Origin of the sequence: Streptomyces sp. SCSIO ZS0520 (assembly GCF_025643355.1) — a bacterium.
In the GTDB taxonomy this organism is placed as follows: Bacteria; Actinomycetota; Actinomycetes; order Streptomycetales; family Streptomycetaceae; genus Streptomyces; species Streptomyces physcomitrii.
In genome coordinates this window covers 2,788,626-2,805,806 of record NZ_CP092644.1, presented here as the reverse complement: position 1 = coordinate 2,805,806, position 17,181 = coordinate 2,788,626, and the positions used below count along the sequence as shown (strand labels likewise).

The window sequence follows — 17,181 nt, the reverse complement described above, 5'->3', positions numbered from 1 at the left end:
ACAGTACGAGCACCACACGAGGTCCGCTCCGCAGCCGCGGGGCGGACCTTCCGCGTGTGCGCCGGTGGGCCCGGCGCACCCCGGCCCGCGTACCTCCCGGGGAACGGGTGGGGAACAGAACGTACGCAATCAGGGGCCGTTACCACGTACCCGGCAGTAGGTGCGACGATCGGTCCACGCCGCCTGGGCCGTGTCGGCCCGGCGGCAGTCCCGCGCACCGGTGACCGGTACGCGTACCGCGCGCGGGGCGGACACGCGCACAGAGAACAAGCAGAGGAAGTCGGTCATGGCAACGGCGCCCAGCGTCTCCTACTCGATGACGGTCCGTCTCGAGGTGCCCGCGAGCGGAACCGCCGTCTCGCAGCTCACCACCGCCGTGGAGTCCTCCGGCGGTTCGGTGTCGGGCCTGGACGTCACGGCATCGGGCCACGAGAAGCTCCGTATCGACGTCACGATCGCCGCCTCCTCCACCGCGCACGCGGACGAGATCGTCGGCAAGCTGCGCGGCATCGAGGGCGTCACCCTCGGCAAGGTCTCGGACCGTACCTTCCTCATGCACCTCGGCGGCAAGATCGAGATGCAGTCCAAGCACCCCATCCGCAACCGCGACGACCTGTCCATGGTCTACACGCCCGGCGTCGCCCGGGTCTGCATGGCCATCGCGCAGAACCCCGAGGACGCCCGCCGCCTGACCATCAAGCGCAACTCCGTCGCGGTCGTCACCGACGGCTCGGCGGTGCTCGGCCTCGGCAACATCGGGCCGAAGGCGGCGCTGCCGGTCATGGAGGGCAAGGCCGCCCTCTTCAAGCGCTTCGCGGGCATCGACGCCTGGCCGCTGTGCCTGGACACCCAGGACACCGACGCCATCGTGGAGATCGTCAAGGCCATCGCCCCCGGCTTCGCGGGCATCAACCTGGAGGACATCTCCGCCCCGCGCTGCTTCGAGATCGAGGCCCGGCTGCGGGAGGCCCTGGACATCCCGGTCTTCCACGACGACCAGCACGGCACCGCCATCGTGGTGCTCGCCGCGCTGACCAACGCGCTGCGCGTGGTCGGCAAGGCGATCGGCGACGTACGGGTCGTCATGTCCGGTGCGGGCGCGGCCGGTACGGCCATCCTGAAGCTGCTGATCGCCGCGGGCGTCAAGCACGCGGTGGTCGCGGACATCGAGGGAGTGGTGCACGCGGGGCGCACGGACCTGGTGGACGCCGCCCCCGATTCGCCCCTGCGGTGGATCGCCGACAACACCAACCCCGAGGGCGTACGCGGCTCGCTGAAGGAGGCGGTGCGCGGCGCGGACGTCTTCATCGGTGTCTCGGCGCCCAACGTCCTCGGCGGCGAGGACGTCGCGGCGATGGCGGACGGCGCCATCGTCTTCGCCCTGGCCAACCCGGACCCCGAGGTCGACCCGGCAATCGCCCGGCAGAGCGCGGCAGTTGTGGCCACCGGCCGCAGCGACTTCCCGAACCAGATCAACAACGTCCTGGTGTTCCCCGGGGTGTTCCGCGGACTGCTCGACGCGCAGTCCCGCACCGTCAACACGGAGATGATGCTCGCCGCCGCGAGCGCCCTCGCCGACGTGGTCACGGGTGACGAACTCAACCCCAACTACATCATTCCGAGCGTTTTCAACGACAAGGTCGCGGGGGCGGTGGCCGACGCGGTGCGCAGCGCCGCCAAGGCCGTGGGCGCCGTCGCCCCCGCCGCGGGGGCCTGACGTACGGCGCGTCGCGGGACCAAGCGCCCCGGCGCGCCCTTAGGGTGGCACGCAGCGAACTCGCCCGGCCCCCGCCGGGGATGCCCGGCCTCCCACCACCGGGCAACGCCGGCGGGGGCCGGGCGAACCCCGGAAGCGAGCAGTCGCCCTGCGGACCGCTGCCGGGAGCGGACGGAGCGTCACCAAGGCGAGGCAGTGGCGTTTTTCGTGTGGCTTCCAAAGCCCGGCCCGAGCGCCGGATTGGCTTTACCGCCGCAGGTGGGGGCAGGATGCTCCTCCGGGACGTAGTCCTGGGGGGACGACCCCCAGGGGCGCGAGGGCGTCCGGCGGAACGGACCCGGGTCCGGCCCCGGACAAGGGCCCTGGCAGCATCGGCTTCGATCTCACGCCTCAACGGCAAGATGAACACGGGAGTACAAAAATGAACCGCAGTGAGCTGGTGGCCGCGCTGGCCGACCGCGCCGAGGTGACCCGCAAGGACGCCGACGCCGTTCTGGCCGCCTTCGCCGAGGTTACGGGCGAGATCGTCGCCAAGGGCGACGAGAAGGTCACCATCCCCGGCTTCCTCACCTTCGAGCGCACCCACCGTGCCGCTCGCACCGCCCGCAACCCGCAGACCGGCGAGCCGATCGACATCCCGGCCGGCTACAGCGTGAAGGTCTCCGCGGGCTCCAAGCTCAAGGAAGCCGCCAAGGGCAAGTGAGTCGGTCCGGGCGCACCCCGCACGGCGGGAGGGCGCCCGGACCACCGGCCGCCCGGCGCACGTCAAGACCGGCGCGAGCCGCAGGACATGGCGAAGGGGGCGGCCACCCGGACCGGGTGGCCGCCCCCTTCGTCGTGCTCGCTGCCGTCACCGGCGGGCAGTTGGCCCGCCGGGTGCCCTCAGCCCAGTGCCTTGCCCGGGAGTTCGACCTTGGCGCCGAGCTCCTGGAGCTTGTCCATGAAGTTCTCGTAACCGCGGTTGATGAGGTCGATGCCGTGCACCCGGGAGGTGCCCTGGGCGGCGAGCGCGGCGATCAGATAGGAGAAGCCGCCGCGCAGGTCGGGGATGACCAGGTCGGAGCCCTGGAGCCGGGTCGGGCCCGAAACCACCGCGGAGTGCAGGAAGTTGCGCTGGCCGAAGCGGCAGTCGGAGCCGCCGAGGCACTCGCGGTAGAGCTGGATGTGCGCGCCCATCTGGTTCAGCGCCGAGGTGAAGCCGAGCCGGGACTCGTACACCGTCTCGTGGATGATGGACAGTCCGGTCGCCTGGGTGAGCGCGACCACCAGCGGCTGCTGCCAGTCGGTCTGGAAGCCGGGGTGGACATCGGTCTCCAGGGCGATGGCGTTCAGGGTGCCGCCCGGGTGCCAGAAGCGGATGCCCTCGTCGTCGATCTCGAAGGCGCCGCCGACCTTCCGGAAGGTGTTCAGGAAGGTCATCATCGAGCGCTGCTGGGCGCCGCGGACCAGGATGTTGCCCTCGGTGGCGAGCGCCGCGGACGCCCAGGAGGCCGCCTCCAGGCGGTCCGGGAGGGCGCGGTGGTTGTAGCCGCCGAGCGAGTCGACACCGGTGATCCGGATGGTCCGGTCGGTGTCCATGGCGATGATCGCGCCCATCTTCTGCAGTACGCAGATGAGGTCCTCGATCTCCGGCTCCACGGCCGCGTTGGACAGCTCGGTGACGCCCTCCGCGAGCACCGCGGTGAGCAGCACCTGCTCGGTCGCGCCCACCGAGGGGTAGGGCAGCTCGATCTTGGTGCCGCGCAGCCGCTGCGGGGCCTCCAGGTACTGGCCGTCGGCGCGCTTCTCGATCCGGGCGCCGAACTGCCGCAGCACGTCGAAGTGGAAGTCGATCGGGCGGCCGCCGATGTCGCAGCCGCCGAGGCCGGGGATGAAGGCGTGCCCGAGCCGGTGCAGCAGCGGCCCGCAGAACAGGATCGGAATGCGGGAGGACCCGGCGTGCGCGTCGATGTCGGCGACGTTCGCGCTCTCCACGTGCGTGGGGTCCAGGACGAGTTCGCCGGGCTCCTCGCCGGGACGGACCGTTACTCCGTGCAGCTGGAGCAGCCCGCGGACGACGCGGACGTCCCGGATGTCGGGGACGTTGCGCAGGCGGCTGGGGCCGCTGCCGAGCAGCGCGGCGACCATGGCCTTCGGCACGAGGTTCTTCGCGCCGCGGACCCGGATCTCGCCCTCCAGCGGGGTACCGCCGTGGACAAGGAGTACGTCGTCAATGCCGGTGACGGTCATGTATCTCGCGTTCCGGTGAGGTGGGCAGGGGCAAGGGACCAAGACTAATGGCCCCGGGCCCCCCTTCCGTAAGTCCGGGGACGGCGGGAGGGCTTCCGGGGTTCCGCGGCGGTACGTCCCGTGGCCGCTCCGGGACGGCCGGTCGCTCCCCGCCGCGGGCGCCGGGGGCCGGAGGCACCCCGCTGAGCTGGGCGGCGGCGGCCGGCGCCGCGGGCGTCCCGCGCGCGGCCCGGATGCGGGATCATGTCTGGCATGACCGAGGTGTCCTCTCTCACAGGGCGGCTGCTCGTGGCCAGCCCCGCCCTGACGGACCCGAATTTCGACCGCGCGGTGGTGCTCCTCCTCGACCACGACGAGGAGGGCTCGCTCGGCGTGGTCCTGAACCGCCCGACGCCCGTCGACGTGGAGACCGTCCTCACCGGCTGGGGCGGGCTCACCGGCGAGCCCGCGGTCGTCTTCCAGGGCGGCCCCGTCTCGCTGGACGCCGCCCTCGGCGTCGGCGTCGTACCGGGCGAGAACGCCGGGGAAAGCGGAATCCTCGGCTGGCGCCGGGTGCACGGGGCGATCGGCCTCGTCGACCTGGAGGCCCCGCCGGAGCTGCTCGCCCCGGAACTCGGCTCGCTGCGGATCTTCGCCGGGTACGCGGGCTGGGGCCCGGGCCAGCTGGAGGACGAGCTGACCGAGGGCGCCTGGTACGTCGTCGAATCGGAACCCGGCGATGTCTCCTGCCCGGTGCCGGAGCGGCTGTGGCGCGAGGTGCTGCGCCGCCAGCGCGGCCAGCTCGCCATGGTGGCGACCTACCCGGACGATCCGTCCATGAACTGACCCATGCCGTCTCCCGCGCCGAGGCGGCGGGACGGTCCGCGACCCGCGTCCGCGCGGCTTCAGTAAACTGGAAACTTATGAGCACTCTCGAGCCCGAGCGCGGGGCAGGAACCGGAACTCTCGTCGAGCCGACACCGCAGGTGTCGCACGGCGACGGCGATCACGAGCGCTTCGCCCATTACGTCCAGAAGGACAAGATCATGGCGAGCGCGATGGACGGCACCCCCGTCGTCGCGCTCTGCGGCAAGGTGTGGGTCCCGGGCCGCGACCCGAAGAAGTACCCCGTCTGTCCCATGTGCAAGGAGATCTACGAGTCCATGGGCGCCGGTGGCGAGGGCGACAAGGGCAAGGGCGGCGGCAAGGACAAGAAGTAGTCCCGCCGGGCCGGGCGCGCCTCGCGCGGTGCGCCCGGCGGCCCGCCTGCCCTCCCGCCCGCCAACTGCTCTGCCCGCCCGGGGGTTTCCTCCGTTTCCCGGTTCCCACGAGACCGCGGCGCGCTCCCCGCTGAGGGGGGACGCGCCGCGGTCTCGGCGTGTCCGGCGGCCGAAAGCCGCCGCCGGCAAGGGAGTCCGGGGCCCGGGAACTCAAGCCGCCCGCGGTTTCGGGGAGTTGGTTCTCGGCCACGCGCTCGGCGGATGTCCCGGCCGCCGCCTGCCGTCAGCCGCGGGCGCGGAGTGCGGCCCGGCCCGCCTCAAACGTCCGAGCGACCCGGCGTCCCCGTACGTGTGAGCCGCCCCCTGACGTGGAACGCGCGCCCGGTGGGCCTGCCACCGTGGAGGCAGTCGGGGGCGGGCGGGGGCGCGCGTCCGGGAGGCGGCGCCCGCGGGGCGACGGGGGAGCCGGTGAGGAGGAGAGCGGCACGGGCGGCCGGAGGACTGGCCGAGGAGCAACGGCGATATCCGGTCAAGGGTGTTCAGGAGGGCAAAAGCCTCCTAACGGACCCCCGCTCCGGGCCCTGGGGAAGATGTGCCAGAGTTGCCACGTCCCTCCGGTGAGCACGTACCGTACGGCCACGGGTGGGACCAGGTGAGACGCGGAAGGGACAGCCGGTTTTGACGACGCAGGCACCGCAGGCAGTGCAACCGGTGAAGCTGCCTGCCACGCTGGACGAGGCCGTGGCGGCGCTCGCCGCCGTGCCCGCAGCCGTGCCGGTGGCCGGCGGTACCGACCTGATGGCCTCCGTGAACGCGGGGCAGCTGCGTCCCGCGGCGCTCGTCGGCCTCGGCCGGATCAGCGAGATCCGCAGCTGGCAGTACCTGGACGGGCATGCCCTGCTCGGCGCCGGACTCACCCACGCCCGCATGGGCCGCCCCGACTTCGCCGCCCTGATCCCCGGCCTCGCCGCCGCCGCGCGCGCCGCCGGGCCCCCGCAGATCCGCAACGCCGGGACCCTCGGCGGCAACATCGCGAGCGCGGCGCCCACCGGGGACTCGCTGCCCGTACTGGCCGCCCTGGAAGCCACGTTGATCATCGCGGGCCCCGGCGGCACCCGCCGCGAGATCCCCGTCTCGCATCTGCTCGCGGGCATGGAGATGCTCGGCCCCGGCGAGCTGATCGGCTTCGTCCGGGTGCCGCTGCTGCACGCCCCCCAGGTCTTCCTCAAGGCCACCGGGCGCACCGGGCCCGGCCGGGCCACCGCCTCGGTGGGGCTCGTGCTCGACCCCGCGCGCCGGAGCGTGCGCTGCGCGGTCGGCGCGGTGGCGCCCATGCCGCTGAGGCCCCTGGAGGCCGAGCAGTGGGTGGCCTCGCTGATCGACTGGGAGAACGGCCGCGCCCTGGTCCCCGAGGCGCTGCGCGGCTTCGGCGAGTACGTCGCCGCCGCCTGCATCCCGGACCCCGAGCCCGCCCCGGACGGCACCGTGAGCGAGCATCCGCCCGCCGTACTGCACCTGCGGCGCACCGTCGCCGCGCTGGCCCGACGAGCGTTGGGGAGGGCACTGTCGTGACCGACGAACAGCGGGGCGGCGAGGGCGCCCCCCGGGGCTGGGAGCCGCTGCCCCAGGGCGAGTACGACGACGGCGCCACCGCCTTCGTCCAGCTGCCGGAGAACTTCGACCAGTACGCGGGGGGCGGCGACAGCCCGCTGGCCGCCCCCGGCCACGGCTACGTCCCCCCGCAGATAACGATCACCCCGACCGCCGGCGGCACCACCGACCCCGCGGCCACCGGCACCTGGACCCTGCCGCACCTGACGCCCGGGCCGCCCGCCGGGGAGCAGGGCCGACCCCGGCCCCCGCAGGCGCAGTCGGCCCCGCCGGAGGCCGTGCACTGGCCGGAGCCCGGCGACGCCCACGGCCACGCCACCCCGCCGCACGGCACATCGGACCCGCTCCACACCCAGCAGGGCCAGTTCGTCTACGAGCCCGCGGCCACCGGCCAGTGGACCTTCGCGGACGGCACGGACCACCGCGGCGGCCACCCGGACCCCACGGCACAGGACCCCTCTCAGGGCGCGTACCCGGAGGCGTATCCGCAGGACCCGTACGCCCAGGAGCAGCGGTTCCAGGAGCAGCGGTTCACGGACGGGCAGTTCCCCGACCGGCAGTTCCCGGACGAGCAGTACCGGGATCCGCAGTACCAGGATCCGCAGTCCGGGGATCAGGGGTACAGGGATCAGGCGTACGCGGATCAGGCTTACGGGGACCCCCAGTCCGGGGACCCCCAGTCCGGGGACCCCCAGTCCGGGGACCCCCAGTCCGGGGACCCCCAGTCCGGGGACCCCCGGTCCGGGGATCGGCAGTCCGGGGATTCGCCGTACGGGGACGCGCAGTACGGGGACCAGCGATACCGGGATCAGCCGTACGGGGACTCCCGCTACCCGGATCCGCGGTTCGGGGATCCCCAGTACCAGGACCCGCAGTACCAGGACCCGCAGTACCAGGACCCCCAGTACCAGGACCCGCAGTACGAGGAGCAGCAGTACGCGGACCCGTCCGTGCCGCAGGCGCACGGTGACGGGCAGCCGCACAGCGATGTCACCGGCGAGTGGTCCATCCCGGTCGCCGAGGGCGATCTGCCGGATGACTCGGGCGAGTTCACCGCCTCCAGCCTCGCCTCCCAGTGGGAGGGCACCCTCCCGGCCACCCTGCCCGGCGGGGCCGTCGCCCCCTGGGCGGCCGGTGCCGCCGCGGGCACCTCCTGGCAGGGCGGGGCGGAGGCCGGACCCCCGGACGCCGCCGAGGAGCACCAGGGCTCCCGGGACCAGCGGGACCGCCGGGACGACCACCAGGACCACCGCGGGTACGCGGACTACGCGGCCTCCGCCGACTACCGCGCCGGAGCCCTGGACGGCTACGAGGACGCCGCGGACCCCGGATTCGCGGCACCGGACGGCATGGCCGGGGAGGACCCCGAGGGCTACGCCGGGCGCGGTCCGGGATACCCGGGCGGCCCGTACGGAGGCCCCGAAGGCTTCGCCGCCACCGGGCAGTTCGAGACCGGCGACCTGTACTCGGACGGGCCCGTCACCGAGGACGAGGGCACGGACTCCGAGACGGACGAGGACTCCGGCCCCGGCGAGAACGAGGAGTACCGCGGCCCCGGCGCCGGTTTCGGCGGGGGACTCGCGGCACTGCGGCGTTCCGGCACTCCGGGCCCGGACGCCGGTACGGACGCGGGCCCGAGTGCGGGCGCGGGGGGAGCGGCGGCCGGGCCTTCCGGACGCGCCGGCCACCCCGGCGCCGGGCCGGGCGGGCGCGCCGGGGGGCGACCGCAGCAGGGAAGCCGAGTACCGGCGGGGCCGGGCGAGAACACGGCGGGGACAGGCCAGTTCCCGGCAGGGACAGAAGAGTTCCCGGCGGGAGCAGGCGAGATCCCGGCCGGGGCAGGCGAGGCACCGGCAGGGCCGGGCCAGGTACCGGCAGGACCGGGCCAGGCTTCGGTAGGACCGGGCCAGGCTCCGGGTGGTCTGGACATGCCGGGCACGCCTGGTACGCCGGGTGACCTGGGTACGCCCCAGGGGCACGCTCCGCAGGGTCCCGGCACCGGGGGCCCCGAGGCCTCCGGCCGTGGTCCCGCCGCTCCGCGCGGCGCGGCCCCGGACGCGGCTCACGAGTCCGCCGCGCCCGCCCCCGCGCGCAGGCGCCTCGGCAGCGGTGTCGGCCCCGTGGTGGCGGTCGGCGGGCTGGACTTCGTGGAAGAGGGTGCCTTCGGCGCGGACGGCGAACCGGGCGGTCAAGGCGACCAGGGTGCCCAGGGCGGCCGGCGTGGACAACTGCCGGGCCGGGCGGCTGGCCAGGCGCCGGGCCGGGAGGCGACTGGCGCGGGTACCACCGGTGCGGAGACCCCTGGGACACCTCGTCCTGGGACCGCTCGTCCTGGGACCGCTGAGGCTGGGACTGCCGCTCCTGGGATTGCCGCTCCTGGGATCGAGGAGCCGGGGATCGCTGATCCTGGGGTCGAGGAGTCGGGGCTCGCCGCTCCCGGGATCCGCGCTGCCGGGACCGCCGCTCCGGGGACCGCAGCTCCCGGGATCGCCGACCCCGGGATGGCCGACTCTGGGATCCCCGAGTCTGGTTCCCCCGACGCCGGGACGCCCGATCCCGGGACCCCCGAGGCCCGGATCCCCGAAGCCCGGACTCCCGAGTCCCGTACCGCCGAGCCCCGGCCCCGACGTCCGCTGAACGGCAGGCCCGGGACCCCCCGCACTCCGGCCGACCCGACCGGCGGGGCCCCAGCAACTACCCCCGATCGCAACGACGTTGACACCGGCCGCCCCGACCCCGCCCCTCAGGCCGGAGCCGGAGCCGGAGCCGGAGCCGGAGCCGGAGCCGGAGCCGGAGCCGGAGCGGGAGCCGAGGCCGAGGCCGCGGCGACCCAGGGCGAAGCCCACCACCCCGCCGCCACCCCCGCCGGTCCGGACCCCGCGTCCACCCCCGGCGCCCCTGCGGCACCCGGCGCCTCCGTGGCCCCCCCGGCCCCCCCACCCCCCCCACCCCCCCGGCCGAGGACACCGCCACCCCGGACACCCCCGGCACCGGCCCCTCCGCCGAGGGGCACCCCCGACCTGCCCCCGCCCAGGCCACCGCGCGCGCCCACCCCCGCCGAGCCGCCGACCTCCGACGCCCACTCCACGGGCGCCCAACCCACCGACGGCCGCCCCACCGACGTACAGCCTCCTGACGCGGAACCCACCGACGCCCAGCCGTCCGACCCGTCCGACCCCTCCGACGCCCCACCCCCCGGCACCCGCCTCTCCGAACTCCCCCCGGGAGCCGTGCCCTCCGCGCGGGCCGGGGAGCCCGCGCCCGCGCCGGTGGCGCCCGCGGTGCCGCGGGAGGAGCATCCGCTCGGCTCGTATGTGCTGCGGGTCAACGGGTCCGACCGGCCGGTGACCGGTGCCTGGATCGGGGAGTCCCTGCTCTATGTGCTGCGCGAGCGGCTCGGTCTCGCGGGGGCCAAGGACGGCTGCTCGCAGGGGGAGTGCGGGGCCTGCAACGTCCTGGTGGACGGGCGGCTCGTCGCCTCCTGCCTGGTGCCCGCGGCCACCACGGCGGGCAGCGAGGTGCGCACCGTCGAGGGACTCGGCGAGAACGGCGAACCCTCCGATGTGCAGCGCGCGTTGACCAAGTGCGGTGCCGTGCAGTGCGGCTTCTGCGTACCCGGCATGGCGATGACCGTGCACGACCTGCTCCAGCGCAATCCCGCGCCCGGCGAGCTGGAGACCCGCCAGGCGCTCTGCGGCAACCTCTGCCGCTGCTCCGGCTACCGGGGCGTGCTCGAAGCCGTACGCGAGGTGGTCGCCGAACGCGGCAGCGCGGCGGCGCGGCAGTCCGGGGCGCAGGACGAGTCCGCCGAGGCCGAGCCGCGCATCCCGCACCAGGCCGGACCCGGCGCGGGCGGCATCCACCCCTCGGCGCACGAGGGTTACGCCGACCCCTCCGCCCAGGAGCCCTACGGCGAGGACGGCCAGGCGCCCGGCGGCTACGGCGAGGACGCGCAGGCCCCGTACGCCGACGGCACCGAAGACCCCTACGGCGACGGCACCCAGGTCCCGTACGGCGGCGCCCCGCAGGACCCGTACGGTGACGTCTCGGCGCATCTCGACGCGTACGGCGACCCGGTGCACCGTACGTACGACGGGGGCCCGTCCGGGCGCGGGGCATACGGCGAGGAGAACGGCGGAGGCACGGCGTGAGCAAGGATTCCCCCGCGGCGCCGACCGCCGTCGTGGTGCCCGCGGCGGGCGCCGCCCCGCACGGGCTCGGCGCGCCGGTCCCCTCCGCCGAGGCGCGTGCCAAGAGCGAGGGCACCTTCCCGTACGCCTCCGATCTGTGGGCCGAGGGGCTGCTGTGGGCGGCGGTGCTGCGTTCGCCGCATCCGCGCGCGCGGATCGTCTCCATCGACACCGCGCACGCCCGCGAGATGCCCGGCGTGCGCGCGGTGATCACCCACGAGGACGTGCCGGGGCGGGGCACCTACGGACGCAGCGGCGACCGGCCGGTGTTCGCCTCCGGCGAGGTCCGCCACCACGGCGAGCCGATCGCCGCGGTCGCCGCGGACCACCCGGACACCGCGCGGATGGCGGCCGCCGCGATCACCGTCGAGTACGAGGTGCGCGAGCCGGTCACCGACCCGGAGAAGACCTTCGCCGCCGAGCCGCTGCACCCCGACGGCAACGTCATCCGGCACATCCCGCTGCGCCACGGCGACCCGGACGCGGCGGGCGAGACCGTGGTCGAGGGCCTGTACCGGATCGGCCGCCAGGACCCGGCGCCCATCGGCGCCGAGGCGGGCCTCGCGGTGCCCCGCCCGGACGGCGGCGTGGAGCTGTACACCGCCTCCACCGACCCGCACCGCGACCGCCGGCTCGCCGCCGCCTGCTACGGACTCGACGAGGACCTGGTCAAGGTCGTCGTCACCGGGGTGCCCGGCGCGACCGCCGACCGCGAGGACCCCGGCTTCCAGCTCCCGCTCGGCCTGCTCGCCCTGCGCACCGGCTGCCCGGTCAAGCTGACCGCGACCCGCGAGGAGTCCTTCCTCGGCCACGCCCACCGGCATCCGACGCTGCTGCGCTACCGCCACCACGCGGACGCCGAGGGCAAGTTGGTCAAGGTCGAGGCGCAGATCCTCCTCGACTCCGGCGCCTACGCCGACACCTCCTCGGACGCGCTCGCCGCCGCCGTCTCCTTCGCCTGCGGCCCCTATGTCGTCCCGCACGCCTTCATCGAGGGCTGGGCGGTGCGCACCAACAACCCGCCCTCCGGGCATGTGCGGGGCGAGGGCGCGCTCCAGGTCTGCGCCGCCTACGAGGCCCAGATGGACAAGCTCGCCAGGAAGCTCGGCCTGGACCCCGCCGAACTGCGGATGCGCAACGTCCTCGCCACCGGCGACGAACTGCCCACCGGCCAGACCGTCACCTGCCCCGCCCCGGTCGCCGAACTCCTCACCGCGGTACGGGAGATCCCGCTGCCGCCGCTGCCCAAGGACAGCCCCGAGACCGAGTGGCTGCTGCCCGGCGGCCCCGAGGGCGCGGGCGAGCCGGGCGCGGTCCGCCGCGGTGTCGGCTACGGACTCGGCATGGTCCACATGCTCGGCGCCGAGGGCACCGACGAGGTCTCCACCGCCACCGTCAAGGTCCAGGACGGCGTGGCCACCGTGCTCTGCGCGGCCGTCGAGACCGGCCAGGGCTTCGCCACCCTCGCCCGGCAGATCGTGCAGGAGGTCCTCGGCGTCGAGGAGGTGCACGTGGCGCCGGTCGACACCGACCAGCCGCCCGCGGGCCCCGGCTGCCGCGGCCGCCACACCTGGGTCTCCGGCGGCGCCGTCGAACGCGCCGCCAAGATGGTCCGCACCCAGCTCCTCCAGCCGCTGGCCCACAAGTTCGGCATGTCCACCGAACTCCTGCAGATCAACGACGGCCGCATCACCTCCTACGACGGCGTGCTCTCCACCACCGTCACCGAGGCCCTGGACGGCAAGGAGCTCTGGGCCACCGCCCAGTGCCGCCCGCACCCCACCGAGCCGCTCGACGAGTCCGGCCAGGGCGACGCCTTCGTCGGCCTCACCTTCTGCGCGATCCGCGCGGTGGTGGACGTCGACATCGAACTCGGCTCGGTACGGGTCGTCGAACTCGCCGTCGCCCAGGACGTCGGCCGCATCCTCAACCCCGCCCAGCTCACCGCCCGTATCGAGGCGGGCGTCACCCAGGGCGTGGGCGCGGCCCTCACCGAGAACCTGCGCACCCCCCGCGGCCTCGTCCGCCACCCCGACCTCACCGGCTACGCCCTGCCGACCGCCCTGGACGCCCCCGAGATCCGCATCGTCAAACTCGTCGAGGAGCGCGACGTCGTCGCCCCCTTCGGCGCCAAGGCGGTCAGCGCGGTCCCGGTGGTCACCGCCCCCGCCGCCATCGCCTCCGCGGTCCGCACCGCCACCGGCCGCCCGGTCAACCGCCTGCCGATCCGGCCGCAGGCGGCGGTGGTCACCGGGGCCTCCTGAGGGTGGCGGCGGAGGGGCCGGTATCCGGCGGCGCGGCAGCTCCGGGGACCTGCGAGGGCGTCCTCGTCCTGACCGGCATCATGGCCGCCGGGAAGTCGACCGTCGCCGAGGCGCTGGCCGCCCGGCTGCCCCGCGCCGCGCACATCCGCGGTGACGTCTTCCGCCGCATGGTGGTCTCCGGCCGCGAGGAGTACGCCCCCGGCGCGGGCCCCGAGGCCGAGGCCCAACTCCGCCTGCGCCACCGCCTCTCCGCGGCGACCGCCGACGCCTACGCGGCCGCCGGTTTCACCGCCGTCGTCCAGGACGTCGTCCTCGGCCCCCACCTGACCGCCTACGTCGACCTGTTCCGCACCCGCCCGCTGTACGTCGTCGTCCTCGCCCCGAGCCCCGAGGCGGTGGCCGCCCGCGAGGCAGGACGCGCCAAGTCCGGCTACGGCACCGGGGACACATCCTGGACCGTCGCCTCCCTCGACCGCGGCATGCGCGAGACCACCCCGCGGCTCGGACTCTGGCTGGACAGCTCGGAGTCGACGGTCCCGGAAACCGTGGACGCGGTACTGGCGGGGCTGGGGCGGGCGCGGGTGCGGTGAGCGGCGCGGCCCCGCGCGGGATCAGGACGTGAGCGGTACGGGCCGTCGAGCGAGCCCACCGGGCGGCGCGGGCATCGCCGCAGGTCGGCGCGGATTGTCAGTGGGGGCTCGTACGGTGCAGGCAATGGGAGCGGGCCGCTGGGCGGCCGGTTCCCGAAGCACGGTCCTGGGGGCACGATGAGCACGAGCGAGACAGCCGCGACACAGGCGGCCCGGAGCACGCGCGCCGCGTCGACCGGTGCGGGGCCCGCCGCCGACGGGACGGCCGTGGGGCCTGCCGTCGACGGGACAGGTACGGGGCCCGCCGCCGACAGGACGGGCGCGGGGCCCGCCACCGATAGGACGGGCGCGGGGCCCGCCACCGGCGGGACAGGTGCGGGGCCTGCCGCCGACCGGATCGGTGGTTCCGTGCCCTCGGAGGACTTCCTGCCCTGCCTGACCCGGGCGTTCGCGCGCAGTCGGGCGCGCGGCTGGCTGTCCGCCTCCGGGGCGGGGCTCATACTCGACCTGCCGGAGCGGCTGCTCGCCGAGGAGTTCGGGCCGGGGCGCGTGATGCGCTTCGAGGACGTCGACTTCCCCGCCGCCCTGCGGCACGCGCCCACCCGCCGCTTCCTGCGCGACCTCGGCCTGCCCGAGGACGTCCACCCCTTCCAGCTCGACACCGAGCTGCCGCTGCCCACGCTGACCCAGTTCCACGCCGAACCGGACTTCGAGGAGTACGCGTCCCCGGCCCTGCCCGCGCAGGCGGACGCCCTGGTCCGGCTCGGACGCCTGGCCCACCACGGCACCGGCGTCCGGGGCACCGGCAACCGCGGGCTCGGCCCGTCCGCCGACCCGGTGAGCGAGCGGGGTGTGCACCTCGTCGTCGACGGCGGCACCGGCGCCCTGCTCGCCTGGCGGCCGGACAGCGGGGCGCTGACACCCCTGCACGCGGACGTCTCGACGCTGGCCTTCGCGCTGTGGCTGCGTCAGTTGGAGAGCGCTACGGCGGTGGCCTGAGCAACCAGCCGCCGGGCGGAATCCCGTGCCCGCACCCCCGTGGGCGTGCTCCCCGCCCCGGCGGCGATTCGGTGGCGAAATCCGGGGCACCAGAGCGTGCAGCATGAAGCGATTCCCCCGCACGGTCGGCCGTCGCGCAGCCAAGAGCGGCGCCTCGGCCCCTTCCACGAAGACGGAGAACGTCGTGGCCGAATTCCTCACCGACATCAAGACCATCCGCGAACGCGCCCGCCAGGAGATCGAGAAGGGCCCGGTCACGGACGCCTACGGCGCCGACATCGAACGGGTGCTCAGCGTTCTCAACGAGGCGCTCGCCACCGAGATCGTCTGCACGCTCCGCTACAAACGCCACTACTACACCGCCTCCGGCCTCTACTCCGAGCCGGTGGCGGCCGAGTTCCTGGAGCACGCCAAGGAGGAGCAGGAGCACGCCGACCGCCTCGCCGAGCGGATCTGCCAGCTCGGCGGCGAACCGGACTTCAACCCGGACACCCTCACCTCCCGCTCGCACGCCCAGTACGACGCCAGCGCCGGACTCGTCGACATGATCAAGGAGGACCTGATCGCGGAGCGGGTCGCCATCGCCTCGTACACCGAGATCGCCCAGTGGCTCGGCGAGGACGACCCCACCACCCGCCGGGTCTTCGAGGACCTCCTCGCCCAGGAGGAGGAGCACGCCGACGACCTGCGCGGCCTGCTGGAGCGCATTCCCAAGGAGCACTCGGCCTTGTGACGGGCCCGGGCACGGTCCGTTCCGGCGGGTCCCCGGTGACCGGCCTCCGGCGACCGGTGCCGCTCAGCTCGTCGCGAACTGGCGGCGCAGAAGGGCGTCGAAGACGCGGCTGCCTCCCAGGCGGCGCAGATGGATGAGCGCCCTGGCGGCAGGGGTGATGACGTAGCGGTGGCGGGGCCGGGCCGAGGTGGCCGCCTTCAGCACCGCGGTGGCGACGGCCTCGGGCCCCGCCGTCATCGTCCTGTTGGCGTACCCCTCGGTCATGGCCTTGTCCGCGGCCTTGTTCAGGGCGGCGTAGGGGCCGGTGGCGCGGCCGGGGTCGGAGGCGAGCGTGCCGGCGGCGGTGCCGCCGAAGCCGGTGCGGATCAGGCCGGGTTCGATGAGGCTGACCCGGACGCCGAAGGGCGCCGTCTCGAAGCGCAGGGCGTCGGTGAGGGACTCCAGGGCGTACTTGGAGGCGTGGTAGAAGCCACCGGCCGGGAAGGTGAAGCGCCCGCCCATGGAGCCGATGTTGACGATGCTGCCGCCGCCCTCGCGGCGCATGCCGGGCAGCACCAGCTGGGCCATCCGCACGGCACCGAAGACATTGGTCTCGAACTGCCGCCGCACGCGCTCCAGCGCGACCTCCTCCACCGGGCCGTATTCGCCGTACCCGGCGTTGTTGACGAGGACGCCCACCGCGCCGTGCTCGGCCTCGACCTCGGCCACGGCCGAGGCCATCGACCGCTCGTCGGTGACGTCGAGTGCGAGGACCCGCGCGCCCGCCTTCTCCAGCGCACCGAGGGTCTCGGGCCGCCGGGCGGTGGCGTAGACGGGATGGCCCGCGGCGAGGAACGCCCGGGCGGTGGACTCCCCGATGCCGGAGGAGCAACCGGTGATCAGGACAGCGGACTTGGCGGACATGGGTACCTCGTCAGGGGTCGGTGGTCAGTGGGTCGGGTGGGTCGATGGGTCGGTGGGTCGGTGGGAGAACAGGGCAGTGGAGGCGGGTGGCTGGGGCTGGGGCAGCGGGTGGGTTCGCGGCTCCGCGGACCGGTCGGGCGGGGGCCTATCGGGCGGGGTCCTACGCGGTGAGCAGGCCCCAGACGGCCTCGCGTGCCTCGGTGCGCAGGGCGGCGGGCCGCGGCCAGGTCTGCTTGGTCAGGCCCACGTAGGCGCCGAAGACCATGTTCGTGAGCATGAGCGGATCCGCCGCGCGGACGACGCCGAGGCGCTGGCCGGTTCTGAGCAGCGAGGCCGCGAAGCCTTCGACCTCGGCGACGAGCCGCTGGTTCGCGGTGTCGAGATAGGTGGCGTGCTGCTGGTGTTCCAGGAAGGCCAGGGAGGCCGGCTGCTCCTCGGCGAAGTCCAGGAGGTTGTCCCAGACCGCCTCGAAGGCGGCGCGCAACTCCGCCGGTGAGGTCACGGGCCGGGCGGCCCTGCCGCGGCCGAGGTAGTCGCCGAAGAGCTGCTTGGCCTCCTTGTAGACGGCGTTGGCGAGCGCCTCCTTGCTCGGCCAGTGGCGGTACAGGGTGCCCGTCGCGACCTTCGCCTGCTGGGCGATGACGGGGACGGCGGTACCGGTGACGGTCCGCTCGGCGAAGACCACCAGGGCTGCCGACAGCAAGGCCGCGCGCGTCGCTTCGGGATTGGCAGGGGGCATGAATGAA

Annotated in this window: 13 protein-coding genes; 10 read left to right on the top strand and 3 right to left on the bottom strand. The window is 74.6% G+C overall.

Annotated elements, in window-relative coordinates:
* Positions 1-286: 286 nt before the first annotated feature.
* Together MID12_RS10490 and MID12_RS10485 are read left to right on the top strand one after the other, a co-directional pair.
* Positions 287-1,717, top strand: coding sequence for an NAD-dependent malic enzyme (locus tag MID12_RS10490; protein ID WP_040249239.1), 1,431 nt, complete (start codon positions 287-289; stop codon positions 1,715-1,717).
* Between the two features lie 421 nt (positions 1,718-2,138).
* The gene (locus tag MID12_RS10485) at positions 2,139-2,420 is read left to right on the top strand and encodes an HU family DNA-binding protein (protein WP_040249235.1); all 282 of its coding nucleotides are present in this window, start codon (positions 2,139-2,141) and stop codon (positions 2,418-2,420) included.
* Positions 2,421-2,599: 179 nt separating this feature from the next.
* On the opposite strand, the gene murA is transcribed toward MID12_RS10485, so the two are convergent.
* Positions 2,600-3,946, bottom strand: a complete 1,347-nt coding sequence (murA, locus tag MID12_RS10480) for a UDP-N-acetylglucosamine 1-carboxyvinyltransferase (protein ID WP_040249232.1) — start codon at positions 3,944-3,946, stop codon at positions 2,600-2,602.
* A 252-nt stretch (positions 3,947-4,198) separates the two neighbouring features.
* Between murA and MID12_RS10475 the strand changes: the two genes are divergently transcribed.
* From MID12_RS10475 to MID12_RS10440, 8 genes are all read left to right on the top strand, one after another.
* Positions 4,199-4,771, top strand: coding sequence for a YqgE/AlgH family protein (locus tag MID12_RS10475; RefSeq protein WP_040249222.1), 573 nt, complete (start codon positions 4,199-4,201; stop codon positions 4,769-4,771).
* A 77-nt stretch (positions 4,772-4,848) separates the two neighbouring features.
* Complete coding sequence (locus MID12_RS10470) at positions 4,849-5,145, top strand: DUF3039 domain-containing protein (protein WP_078844882.1); 297 nt, start codon at positions 4,849-4,851, stop codon at positions 5,143-5,145.
* A gap of 678 nt (positions 5,146-5,823) precedes the next feature.
* On the top strand, positions 5,824-6,717 hold the full coding sequence (locus tag MID12_RS10465; RefSeq protein WP_040249217.1) for an FAD binding domain-containing protein: 894 nt from the start codon (positions 5,824-5,826) through the stop codon (positions 6,715-6,717).
* Entirely contained in the window at positions 6,714-10,907 is a 4,194-nt protein-coding gene (locus tag MID12_RS10460; protein WP_263166384.1) for a 2Fe-2S iron-sulfur cluster-binding protein, read from the top strand. Before MID12_RS10465 ends, MID12_RS10460 begins: the two co-directional genes overlap by 4 nt.
* Positions 10,904-13,210, top strand: a complete 2,307-nt coding sequence (locus MID12_RS10455; protein ID WP_040249215.1) for a xanthine dehydrogenase family protein molybdopterin-binding subunit — start codon at positions 10,904-10,906, stop codon at positions 13,208-13,210. The genes MID12_RS10460 and MID12_RS10455 overlap by 4 nt, the downstream gene beginning before the upstream one ends.
* 80 nt (positions 13,211-13,290) lie before the next feature.
* A complete protein-coding gene (locus tag MID12_RS10450; protein WP_411577054.1) occupies positions 13,291-13,800 on the top strand; it encodes an AAA family ATPase in 510 nt (169 codons plus the stop codon).
* A 408-nt stretch (positions 13,801-14,208) separates the two neighbouring features.
* Complete coding sequence (locus MID12_RS10445; RefSeq protein WP_263166380.1) at positions 14,209-14,799, top strand: SUKH-4 family immunity protein; 591 nt, start codon at positions 14,209-14,211, stop codon at positions 14,797-14,799.
* A 184-nt stretch (positions 14,800-14,983) separates the two neighbouring features.
* Positions 14,984-15,532, top strand: coding sequence for a bacterioferritin (locus MID12_RS10440; RefSeq protein WP_040249212.1), 549 nt, complete (start codon positions 14,984-14,986; stop codon positions 15,530-15,532).
* 63 nt (positions 15,533-15,595) lie between these two features.
* Here the strand turns inward: MID12_RS10440 and MID12_RS10435 are convergent, their stop codons facing one another.
* Complete coding sequence (locus tag MID12_RS10435; RefSeq protein WP_263166379.1) at positions 15,596-16,435, bottom strand: oxidoreductase; 840 nt, start codon at positions 16,433-16,435, stop codon at positions 15,596-15,598.
* A 160-nt stretch (positions 16,436-16,595) separates the two neighbouring features.
* Complete coding sequence (locus tag MID12_RS10430) at positions 16,596-17,174, bottom strand: TetR/AcrR family transcriptional regulator (protein WP_263166377.1); 579 nt, start codon at positions 17,172-17,174, stop codon at positions 16,596-16,598.
* Positions 17,175-17,181: the final 7 nt, after the last annotated feature.

What these genes read in the sequence shown, in the direction of transcription:
- MID12_RS10490 (WP_040249239.1), top strand. Translation starts at nt 287, where the DNA reads ATGGCAACGGCGCCCAGCGTCTCCTACTCGATGACGGTCCGTCTCGAG.
- MID12_RS10485 (WP_040249235.1), top strand. Translation starts at nt 2,139, where the DNA reads ATGAACCGCAGTGAGCTGGTGGCCGCGCTGGCCGACCGCGCCGAGGTG.
- murA (WP_040249232.1), bottom strand. Translation starts at nt 3,946, where the DNA reads ATGACCGTCACCGGCATTGACGACGTACTCCTTGTCCACGGCGGTACC.
- MID12_RS10475 (WP_040249222.1), top strand. Translation starts at nt 4,199, where the DNA reads ATGACCGAGGTGTCCTCTCTCACAGGGCGGCTGCTCGTGGCCAGCCCC.
- MID12_RS10470 (WP_078844882.1), top strand. Translation starts at nt 4,849, where the DNA reads ATGAGCACTCTCGAGCCCGAGCGCGGGGCAGGAACCGGAACTCTCGTC.
- MID12_RS10450 (WP_411577054.1), top strand. Translation starts at nt 13,291, where the DNA reads ATGGCCGCCGGGAAGTCGACCGTCGCCGAGGCGCTGGCCGCCCGGCTG.
- MID12_RS10435 (WP_263166379.1), bottom strand. Translation starts at nt 16,435, where the DNA reads ATGTCCGCCAAGTCCGCTGTCCTGATCACCGGTTGCTCCTCCGGCATC.
- MID12_RS10430 (WP_263166377.1), bottom strand. Translation starts at nt 17,174, where the DNA reads ATGCCCCCTGCCAATCCCGAAGCGACGCGCGCGGCCTTGCTGTCGGCA.